The organism is Nocardia panacis (assembly GCF_003598715.1).
Lineage (GTDB): Bacteria > Actinomycetota > Actinomycetes > Mycobacteriales > Mycobacteriaceae > Nocardia > Nocardia panacis.
This window is the reverse complement of record NZ_QZFU01000029.1, coordinates 23,355-35,555: the sequence shown is the minus strand read 5'-3', so window position 1 is coordinate 35,555 and position 12,201 is coordinate 23,355. Positions and strand designations below refer to the sequence as shown.

Here is a 12,201-nt window from a genome sequence, read left to right as displayed (position 1 = left end):
GCGGCACGCCCCAACAAATGTCGTGGCGATTATGCACTGCGGGGCCGAATTCGGCCCTGCGGATCTCAGCTACCCCCGCTGATCAGGGCGGACAGTTGCGGACCCAGCACCGCCAACGCATCGGGACTCACCATCTGATCGTGGGTGACCGGCACCGAATGCTCGATGATCGCGCCGGTGACATACGGACGCCAGTCGGCCGCGGTCTGTCCGGTCGGCCCCTGCTGGGTCGGATCGCCCAGTGCCGCGCTGAAATACGCGACCGAACCATCGAACACACCGGGCCGGTAGCCCGCGATGAGCGCCGCCGAGCGGACCGCGCCCCGGTAGATCTGGCGCAGCCGCTCCGGGGTGAGGACGATCAGATCGCGCGGGATCATGGCGTGCAGCGCGGAAAGGGCCTCCGGCGACAGGTCGTCGATATCATCCTGCAGCGCGAGCACATCCGGGCCGATGCCGAGTTCGGCCAGCGCGCCCCGCACCGCTTCCCGGAAGCCCGCCTCGTCGGCCTCCGGGAAACTGTCGAGCATCGCCAGCAGCTCCACCCGCTCGCCTGCCGCCTGGAGTTCGACCGCGACGGCGTGGGCCAGCACACCGCCGAGCGACCAGCCGAGCAGTCGATACGGCCCGCTCGGCTGGACCGCCTTGATCTCGGCGACATAGCGGCCGGCCAACTGCGCCAACGATTCCGGCACGAATCCGGCTTCCGAGAGCGCGGGCGACTGGAGACCGTAGATGGGCTGATCGGCGGGCAGGTATCCGGTCAGTCCGGCGTAGGCCCAGGCCAGGCCGTACATCGGATGGACGCAGAACAGCGGGGTCGCCGCGCCGCCGGGGCGGATCGGCAGGAGCACGCCCAGCGCGGTGTGCGCCTCGGGATCGGGCGCGGAATCGATGCGCGCGGCCAGTCCGGCCACCGTCGCATCGGTGAAGAACCACGGCACCGCGACCGTCGCGCCGACGGCCGCGCGCAACTCGGCCACCGCGCGGGTGGCCAGCAGCGAATTGCCGCCCATGGCGAAGAAGTCGTCGTCGCGGCCGACCCGCGCCGCGCCGAGCAGTTCGGCGAAGACGGCGGCCACGGCCTCCTCGGTGGGGGTCTCCGGGGCGCGATACTCCGTACCTGGGCCGAATTCCGGTGCGGGCAGCGCCTTGCGGTCCAACTTGCCATTCGGCGTCAGCGGCAGCGCGTCCAGCGCGACCAAGGCGTCGGGCACCATGTAGCCGGTCAGGAACCGGCCGACCTGCTCGCGCACTGCCACCGAATCCAGTTGCGCGCCATCGGCGGCCACCACATATCCGATGAGCCGCTGGCCCGCGCCGTCCCCACGCACCAGCACGGCCGCCTGACCGACACCGGGGCAGCGCAGCAGCGCCGACTCGATCTCGCCCAACTCGATCCGGAACCCGCGCAACTGCACCTGCTGATCGCCGCGACCCGCGTACTCCAGCTTGGTATCGCGCCACCGACCCAGGTCACCCGTGCGGTACATGCGCGAACCCGGCTTGCCGAATGGATTGGCCACGAAGCGGGTCGCGGTGAGTCCCGGCCTGCCGAGGTAGCCGCGCGAGAGCTGCGCGCCGACCACGTGGATCTCGCCGGGCACCGCGACCGGGGCCGGATGCAGGCGCGAGTCCAGCACGTACGCGTCGAGACCCGCGATGGCCCGGCCGATCACGCTGGCCGGGTTGGCCGCATCGGCCGCATCGAGCGGCAGGAACGAGACGTGCACGGTGGTCTCGGTGATGCCGTACATATTCACCAGGCGGGTCGCCGCACCGTCGTGCCGCTCGTACCAGCGCGCGAGTTTGCGCAGATCCAGTGCCTCGCCGCCGAATACGACGTAGCGCAGCGCCAGGGCGGCGTACTCGGCCGCCCGATCCGCCTCCACCAGTTGGTAGAACGCCGACGGCGTCTGGTTGAGGACGGTGACCCGCTCGCGAATCAGCAACTCGCGGAATTCGTCCGGCGTGCGCGAGGTCGGGTAGTCGACCACCACCACGGTGCCGCCGTGCGCGAGTCCGCACCACAGCTCCCACACCGAGAAATCGAAGGCGAAGGAGTGGAACATGGTCCACACATCGGTCTCGTCGAAACCGAACAGCGACTGGGTGTTCGCGAACAGCTCCAGCACATTTCGATGGGTCACGCCGACGCCCTTCGGCACGCCCGTGGAGCCGGAGGTGTAGATGACGTAGGCCAGGTTGTCCGGGCGCAACGGTTTGCGGCGATCCACATCGGTGATGGGAGCGTCCGAGTGATTGTCCGCCTCGGACATCAGGACCACCGGCAGTGCGCCGACCGGGACCGCGTCGCGCTCGGGCTCCGTGGTCAGCACGCAGACCGGGGCCGCGTCGGCGAGCATGAACTCCAAACGCCGCACCGGATACGTCGCATCGATCGGCAAATACGCCGCACCACTGAGCAACACCGCCAACAACGCGACCGGCAACTCCTCCGTCCGCGAAACCGACACCGCCACCAACGATTCCGGACCAGCACCCTGCGCGATCAGCGCCCGCGCCACCTGATTGGCGCGGTGCAGCAGTTCCCGGTAGGTCAGCGTGGTCTCGCCGTATCGAATGGCGGGTGCGTTGGGCCGCCGCCAGACCTGATCGGTGATCAGCGTCGGCAGGGTCGCGCCCGGCACCCAGGTGCCGCGCGAATTCCAGGCCCGCAGCACCAGTTCCCGCTCGCCGGGGGCGAGCAAATCGATATCGCCGACCGGCAGGGTCGGCTCGGCCGCCACGGCCGCCAGAATCCGACCGAAGCGGTCGGCGAAATCGCGCACGGTCGGTGCGTCGAACAGGTCGGTCGCGTAGCCGAATACCGCCGAGAGACCTTGTTGCGCCGGGTTTTCCGCGAGGGTCAGTTGCAGGTCGAACTTCGCGAGCGGGACCTGCGGGTCGATACCCGCCACGGTCAGGCCGGGCAGTTCCAGTTCGGCGGTGGCCAGATTCTGGAAGGTCAGCATGACCTGGAACAGCGGATGCCGGGCCGCCGAGCGCACCGGATCCAGCAGTTCCACCAGCCGCTCGAAGGGCAGGTCGGCATGGCCGAATGCCTCGATATCGGTGTGGCGCACCCGGCCGAGCAGATCGGCGAATCCCTCCGCCGGATCGACCTCGCTGCGCAACACCAGGGTGTTGACGAACATGCCGATGAGATCGTCGAGTTCGGTCTCACCGCGGCCCGCGACCGGGGTGCCGACCGCGATGTCACCGGTGCCCGACAGCCGGGCCAGCAGCACGGCCAGCGCGGCGTGCACCACCATGAACAGCGTCGAATTGTGCTGCTGCGCGAGCCGACTCAACCCGACGTGCACCTCGGCCGGAATCTCGAACTCGAGATTCGCACCCTGATAGGTGGCCACCGCCGGACGCGGACGATCGGCGGGCAACGCCAATTCCTCCGGCAGACCGGCCAGCGCGGCGCGCCAGTAGTCGGCCTGCTGCGAGATCAGGCTGTGCGGATCGGATTCCGCGCCGAGCACCGCGCGCTGCCACAGGCTGTAGTCGGCGTACTGCACCGCCAGCGGTGTCCACTCGGGCGCAGCGCCGCCGCTGCGCGCGGCGTAGGCGACGACCAGATCGCGGGTCAGCGGGCCGAGCGACCAACCGTCGGTGGCGATGTGGTGGGCCACGAAGACGAGCACGTGGTCCTGCGGGCCGAGCGCGTAGAGCGCGACCCGGAACGGAAGTTCCACGGTGACATCGAATCCGGCCCCGACCAGGCGGCGCACCTCGCCGGGCACCTCCTCGGCGGCGATCGGCAGCACGGGCAGCGGCACGACCTGCGCCTGCGCGATCCGCTGGATCGGACCGTCGGCCGTCTCCGGGTAGTTGGTGCGCAGGATCTCATGGCGGGCAACGAGATCGGTGACGGCGGCGGCCAGCGCGGCCGTGTCCAGCGCACCGGTCAACCGAATCGCGACCGGGATGTTGTACACCGCCGAGGTCGGATCGAAGCGGTTGAGGAACCACATGCGCTGCTGGGCCAGCGACAGCGGGACGGGTTCGGGTCGCTCCCCCGCCACCAACGCCACGCGACCGCCCGATCCGGCATACCGCTCCAGTTTCGCCGCGAGCCCGGCCACGCCTGCCGCCTCGAACAGCAGGCGCACCGGGACGCGGGTGTCCAGCGCCGCGCCGAGCCGGGCCGCGACCTGGGTGGCCAGCAGGGAATTGCCGCCGAGGGCGAAGAAATCGTCATCCGCGCCGACCTCGTCGCGGCCGAGCACCGCACCGTAGACATCGGCGACGATCTGCTCGATCGGGCCTTCGGGCGCCCGGTAGGCGAGGGCCTGGAATTGCGGATCCGGCAGTGCCTTGCGATCCAGCTTGCCATTGGTATTGCGCGGCAAAGCATCCAGAACGACGAAGGCCTCGGGCACCATGTACGACGGAAGCACCCGGTGCAGTGCCGATCTCAGCTCCGCGACATCGATCTCCGCATCGGCGGGCACCGGGTAGGCGACAAGCCGGTCGCCATTGGCGAGCACCGCCACCTGAGCGATCTCCGGCCGGGCCAGCAGCGCGGCCTCGATCTCACCGAGTTCGATGCGGAAACCGCGCACCTTGACCTGGAAGTCGGTGCGGCCCCGGTACTCGAGTTCGCCGTCCGAGGTCCAGGCGACCAGGTCGCCGGTGCGGTACATGCGGGCACCGACCTCGAAGGGGTTGGCCACGAAGCGATCCGAGGTCAACTCCGCGCGGCCGAAGTAGCCGCGCGCCAATTGCGCACCGGCCAAATACAATTCGCCCGACACCCCGACGGGCACCGGCCGCAGCCTGGCGTCCAACACGAAGACGCGGCAGTTCCACTCCGGCGCGCCGATGGGTACGCCCCCGATATCGGCCGCGCCGACCCGGTGGCTGGTGATCGATACGGCGGCCTCGGTCGGGCCGTACAGATTGAACAGCGCCACACCGGGTTTCGCGGACCGGAAACGCTGGGCCAGCGCGCCGGGCAGCGCCTCGCCGATGGCAAGCACCCGCCGCAGCGCGCCGACACCGACCAAGCCCGCGGCGTCGGTCACGAGCGCGTCGAGCATCGACGGCACCGCGTGCAGGGTGGTCACCGATTCGCGGGCCATCAGATCGTTGAGGTAGGCCGGATCGCGATGACCATCCGGCGCGGCGATGACCAGTCGACCACCGCACGCGACCGCCGACCAGAACTCCCACACCGACAGGTCGAAGGTGGCCGCCGTCTTCAGCAGCACCACATCGGTCGGCCCCAGGACGAAAGCCGCCGTCTTCCACAGCAATTGGTTCAGGATCGCCGCGTGGCTGACCGCGACGCCCTTCGGCTGCCCGGTCGAACCCGAGGTGAAGATGACATAGGCGGTGTTGTCGGTGCGCAGCGGCCCGACCCGCTCCGCGTCCGCGATCGGGCGACGATCCGGCACCAGCGAGGGATCATCGATCCGGACGATCGGCGCGAGGGGAGTGTGGAAGTCCGCGTCCGCGTTGGTGATCACGCACACCGGTGCGGCGGTCTCCAGAATGTAACCGGTGCGATCGGCGGGCTGATCCGGATCCACCGGCACGTACGCACCGCCCGCCTTGGTGACGGCGTACATGGCGACGACCAGGTCCACCGAGCGCCGGATCGCCAGCGCGACCCGCGCCTCCGGGCCGACGCCGCGCGAGATCAACCGGCGGGCCAGCGAATTCACCCGCGCGTCGAGTTCGGCGTAGGACAGTTCGACGCGGACGCCCGCGCTCTCGGCGATGAGCGCGGTGCCGTGCGGCGCCCACGCGACCGCGGCGTCCAGCACGGCGGCCAGGGTGCTGGTGCGCACCTTGCGTTCGGTGTCGTTCCAGGCGAACACCACCTCGTCGCGTTCGGCGGCGGCCAGGATCTCGATATCGCCGACCGGGACGGTCGCATCGGCGACGACGGCGGCGAGCACCCTGGCGAACCGATCAGCGAAGCCGCGCACCGTCTCGGCGTCGAAAAGGTCGGTGGCATAGGTGAAGAAGCCACCGATTCCCGTGGGCGCGCCCGACTCGTCATAGCCGTCGCCGACGATCAGATGCAGATCGAACTGGGAGACCGCGAGATCGGCCTCCACCGCGGCCACGGTGAGTCCCGGCAGTTCCAGGGCCGCGCGGGCCATGTTCTGGAAGGACAGACCCACCTGGAACACCGGATGATGCGCCGTGGACCGACGCGGATTCAATACCTCCACCAAACGCTCGAACGGAATATCCGCGTGCGCGAACGCCCGAAGATCGGACTCCCGCTGCCGGGTGAGGAGTTCGACGAAACTCGCGCCGCCGTCGTACCGGGTGCGGAACACCACGGTATTGACGAACATGCCGATCAGATCGTCGAGTTCCCGCTCACCGCGACCGGCCACCGGGGTGCCGATGGCGATATCGCCGGTCCCGGCGATCCGCGCCAGCGTGACCGCGAAGGCGGTGTGCACCGCCATGAACAGCGTCGCACCGTGCGCACGCGCCAAATCCCGCAGCGCCGCATGGGTCTCGGCATCGATCGACACCGCCACCCGCGCACCCGCCATCGTCGCCACCGCGGGGCGCGGCCGATCGGTCGGCAACTCGAGCAGGTCGGGCAGGTCGGCGAGTTCGTCGCGCCAGTAGGCGATCTGCTGCGCGGCAAGGGAATCGGCGCTGTCCTCGTCCCCGAGCACCGCGCGCTGCCACAGCGCGTAATCCGCGTACTGCACCCGCAACGGCTCCCACGACGGGGCCGCGCCCGCGGTGCGGGCGGCGTAGGCCACCATCACATCGCGGACCAGCGGACCCATCGAGGACGCGTCCGCCGCGATGTGATGCACCACAACGGCCAGCACGTATTCCGGTGTGGGCGCGTCGATTCGGTAGAGGGCCACGCGCAGCGGGACCTCATCGGTCACGTCGAAGGGCGTGGCCGCCAAAGTGTAGACCGCGCCCGCGATCTCGGATTCGGTGCGCTGCTGCGGCGCCACGCCCAGCGCGACGCGCTGGGCGGGCAGGATCACCTGCACCGGGCCGTCCGGCGTCTCCGGGTAGACGGTGCGCAGCACCTCGTGCCTGGCAAGCACGTCGTCCAGGGCGGCAGCCAGCGCGTCGGTGTCGAGTTCGCCCGACAGCCGCAGCGCGAAGGGCAGGTTGTAGGCCGCCGAGCCGACACCGTCCTGATCGAAACGGTTGAGGAACCACATGCGCCGCTGCGCCAGCGACAGCGGCAATCGCTCCGGCCGAGCGATACTGCCGAGTTCGATGCGCGCGGCGCCGAATTCGATGCCGTACGCTCCGTGCGCCTGCGATTCGATCGCGGCCGCGAGTGCCGTCACCGTCGGCGTCTCGAACAGCGCCCGCACCGGGACCCGACCGCCGATGGCCGCGCCGAGCCGGGCCACCAACTGGGTGGCGAGCAGCGAATTGCCACCGAGAGCGAAGAAGTCGTCGTCGGCGCCGACCCTGGCCAGACCGAGCACCTCGCCGAACACACCCGCCACGATCTCCTCGATCGCGGTCGTGGCCGCGCGGAATTGTTTGGCCTGGAAGGTGGGATCGGGCAGCGCCTTGCGGTCCAGCTTGCCACTGGGATTGAGCGGGAATTCGGCCAGCGCGACAATGGCGGCCGGAATCATGTACGCGGGCAGCGTTTCCGCGATGGCCGCGCGCAGCGGTTCGGCCTCGATCTCGGCGCCGGGCCGGGGCACCGCGTAGGCGACGAGCTGATCGCCCAGTGCCGTGGCGAGCACCAGCGCCACCGCTTGGCTCACCGCGGGCTGGGCCAGCAGGGCCGCCTCGATCTCGCCCAACTCGATACGCTGGCCACGGAACTTCACCTGGAAATCGGTGCGGCCCAGGTAATCCAGGACACCGTCCTCGTCGGCGGCGAGGGTCCGCCAGACGACCAGATCGCCGGTGCGATACATGCGCTTGCCGGGTGCGAAGGGGTTGGCGACGAAGCGATCGGCCGTCAGATCCGGGCGGCGCACATAGCCGCGCGCCAACTGATCACCCGCGAGGTACAGCTCGCCCGCGACGCCGACCGGCACCGGCCGCAGTCGCGAATCCAGCACGTAGACATGGGAATTCCACTGCGCGATACCGATCGGGACGCTGCGCTCGGTGGCCTCCTCGGCAGGCCAGTAGGTAATGGAGACGGCGGCCTCGGTCGGGCCGTAGAGATTGTGCGCGTCGGCATCGCAGATCGCGTGCAACGCGGTGACCGTCTCGGGCGGCAGCGCCTCGCCGATGACGAAGACATCCCGCAGCGACGGAATCGAACCCGCCGCGGTGTGGGCGGCGAACACCGTCAACATCGATGGCACGAAGTCGGTGACCGTCACCTCCTGCGCGGCGATCACCTCCGCGACATAGGCCGGATCGCGATGACCATCCGGCGTCGCCACGACCAGTTTCGCCCCCACGCGCAACGGCATGAAGAAGCCCCACAGCGACACATCGAAGGTGGTGGCCGTCTTCTGCAGGTACACATCATCGGAATCGAGCGGGTACTCCGCCAACATCCAGGTGATCTGGTTGTTGATCGCCCCGTGCGATACCGCGACGCCCTTGGGCTTGCCGGTGGACCCGGAGGTGAAGATGACATAGGCCGGATTGAGCGGCGAAACAGGCCGAGACAGTTCGTACGGCTGCACCGGAGTGCTGTCGAAGCCACTGGTATCGATGGCGTCGATGTACAGCGCCACCACGCCTTCCGGTGCGGCCACGGCATCGCGAGTGGTCGTCACCAGCGCGGTGGGCCGCGCGGTGTCGAGGATGTGGGCGATGCGTTCGGCCGGATGATCCGGATCCAACGGCACATACGCACCACCAGCCGTCACAATCGCATACATACCCACAACAAGATCCAACGACCGACGAACAGCCAAACCCACCAACGACTCCGCACCCACACCCTGCGAAATCAACAACCGCGCAAGACGATTCACCCGACCATCGAACTCACCATAAGACAGCTCGACACCCTCGAACGACACCGCCACAGCCTCCGGATGCGCCGCCACCGCACGCCGATAACCATCCAGCAGCAATTCGGGCGCGACCCGCTGCCGAGTGTCGTTCCACTCGAACAGGATTCGATCGCGCTCGACCGGCGAGAGCAGATCGATATCGCCGATCGGGCGCGCCGGATCGGCGGTGAGGGCCTTCAACAGCCTGCGCAGTCGGGCCGCGAAATCCGCCATGGTGGCGCGGTCGAACAGGTCGGCGGCGTAGCTGAACATGGCCGACAGGCCCGCGGCAGGATCATCGTGCGGCGTGATCGTCAATTGCAGATCGAATTTCGCGACCGCACCGTCGAAATCCACCGCGGTGGCCGACAGTCCGGGCAGTTCCAGCGCCGGTCGCGCCATATTCTGGAAGAACAGCGCCACCTGGAACAGCGGATGATGCGCCTGCGAGCGCACCGGATCCAGGACCTCGACCAGCCGCTCGAACGGCAGCTCCGCATGCGAGAACGCGGCCAGGTCAATGGCTTTCACGGAGTCGACCAACTCGCGGAACGAAGTCGCCGGATTCACCTCGGCACGCAACACCAGGGTGTTGACGAACATGCCGATCAGATCGTCGAGTTCGGCTTCGCCGCGTCCCGCCACCGGCGTGCCGATCGCCACGTCCGCCGTGCCCGCCAACCGGGCCAGCAGCGCGGCGAAGGCCGCGTGCACCACCATGAACAGCGAGGCGCCCGCCGCATGCCCGATCTCTTCGAGACGGGCGCGCGTACGCCCGTCGATCTCGAAGGTGTGCACACCGCCGAGACCGGAGGCCACCGCGGGCCTGGGCCGGTCGGCGGGCAGTTCGATCCGATCCGGCAGACCGGCCAGAGCCGAACGCCAGTAATCGATCTGGCCCGCGGCGAGGGAATCCGGATCGTGCTCATCGCCGAGCACCGCCCGCTGCCACAGCGAGTAGTCCGCGTACTGCACCGGCAGCGGCGACCACTCCGGCGCGATACCGGCGGTGCGCGCCAGATAGGACACGACCAGATCGCGCACCAGCGGCCCCACCGAGGTGCCGTCGGCGGCGATGTGATGCACCACCAGCGCGAGCAGATAGTCCTGCGGCCCCAACTGTCCGAGCGCGACCCGCAGCGGAACCTCGGCCGCCACATCGAAACCCGCCAAACCGAAGGCGGCCAGCCAACGCGGCAGCTCGAATTCGCTCACCTGCTGCGGGGTCAGATCCGGAATCGCCTGCGCCGCAGGCAGGATCACCTGGTAGCCGGTGCCGTCGACGGCCGGGTACACGGTGCGCAACGTCTCGTGCCGTTCGATCACATCGGCCACGGCGGCCTGCAGGGCCACCACATCCAGCTCTCCGGTGATCCGCAGGGCGACCGGGATGTTGTTGGCCGCGGACGCCGGATCGAACTGGTTGAGGAACCACATGCGCTGCTGGGCCAGAGAGAGCGGAATATGTTCCGGCCGAGGCATACTCGTCAGCTCGAGGCGACCGCCCGAACCGCGCAGCGGCTCCACCCTCGCCGCCAGCCCGGCCACCGAGGGCGCCTCGAAGACGGTGCGCGCGGGCACCCGCGCGCCGATGGCGGCACCGAGCCGGGCCGCGACCTGGGTCGCGATCAGCGAATTGCCGCCGCGTTCGAAGAAGTCGTCATCGGCGCCGACCGGCGTTTCGACACCGAGCAATTCGGCGAACAGATCGGCGACCAATTCCTCGAGCACACCCTGCGGGGTGCGAAACTCCCTGGCCCGCAACTGCGGCGCGGGTAGCGCTCGACGATCCAGCTTGCCGACCGGGGTGAGCGGAATGCGATCGAGCACCGTGATGACGGTGGGCACCATGTGCGCGGGCAGGCTGCGCTCGGCGAAGGCGGTGAGTTCGGCGGCATCGACCGCGCCGGGACCGTGCACATAGGCGGCGAGGATGGTCGCACCGCTGTCGAGCCGATGCCCGACGGTGACCGAGAAATCGACCGTGTCGTGGGCGGCCAGCACCGCGTCGATCTCGCCCAGCTCGATCCGGAAACCGCGAATCTTCACCTGGAAGTCATTGCGCCCCAGGTACTCCAGCTCATTGTTCGCCGTCCAGCGCACCAGATCGCCCGTGCGATACAGCCGAGAACCACTCGGGTCGAACGGGTTCGCGACGAACCGCGCCCCGGTGAGCGCGGGCTGCCGGTGATAGCCGCGAGCCAACTGCGCACCCGTGACATACAGTTCACCGACCACGCCGGTCGGCACCGGCGAAAGCCGCTCGTCCAGCACATATTCGGTGATGGCCCGAATCGGCGCGCCGATGGTCACCACCTCGCCGGGCGCCAGCGGATCGCTGATATTGACCATGATGGTGGTCTCGGTGGGACCGTAGCCGTTGAACAACTCGCGACCGGGAAGCGCCCAGCGCCGCACCACCTCCGGCGGGCACGCCTCACCGCCCGCCACCACCACCCGCAGCTCCTCCAACCCGGTGGGATCCAGGGAGGCCAGCACGGAGGGCGTGATGAACGCGTGCGTCACCCCCTCCCGGCGCAGCAGTCCGGCCAGTTCCGCACCGCCGTAGACGGTTGGCGCGACCACGACCAGGGTGCCGCCGCCACCGAGCGCGAGCAGCAACTCCAGCACCGAGGCGTCGAAAGAGGGCGAGGCGAATTGCAGTGCGCGCGTTGCCGTGCCGAGCCGGTAGCGCTCGCGCTGCTCCTCGCAGAAACCGGCGAGACCGGCTTGTGTGACGACCACGCCTTTGGGCAGACCGGTCGAACCCGAGGTGTAGATGACATAGGCGGGATGTTCGGCCCGCAATTGCCGCAGCCGGTCGGCGTAGGTGACCGGCTCGGCCGGATAGTGCTCGAGTCGCGCGGTCAACTCCGCGTCATCGATGATCAGCCACGGCACCTGCTCCGGCAGATCCTCGTACACGCGCGCCACCGTCAGGCCCAGGACCGCGCCGGAATCCTTGACCATGTGCTCGACCCGGTCGGCCGGATAATTCGGGTCGACCGGGACGAATCCGGCACCGGTCTTGGCCACCGCCCAGACCGCGACCACGGATTCGAGGCAGCGCGGAATCCCCACGGCGACCAGATCTTCCGGGCCGATACCGCGATCGATGAGCAAACGGGCCAGGCGCGTGGAACGCTCGTCCAATTCGGCATAGCTCAGGCGGCCGAGAGTGCCCGCGCCGTCGGCGTACACCACCGCGCTACCACCGGGATTGGCCTCCACGGCGGTGGCCATCAACTGCGGCAGGGCG

General features: G+C 69.1%; 1 protein-coding gene. It reads right to left on the bottom strand.

Annotated elements, in window-relative coordinates; translation table 11 throughout:
- Nucleotides 1-65: 65 nt before the first annotated feature.
- Nucleotides 66-12,173: a non-ribosomal peptide synthetase gene (locus D5S18_RS22725; RefSeq protein WP_439651168.1), complete on the bottom strand. Its 12,108-nt coding sequence runs from the start codon at nt 12,171-12,173 to the stop codon at nt 66-68.
- Nucleotides 12,174-12,201: the final 28 nt, after the last annotated feature.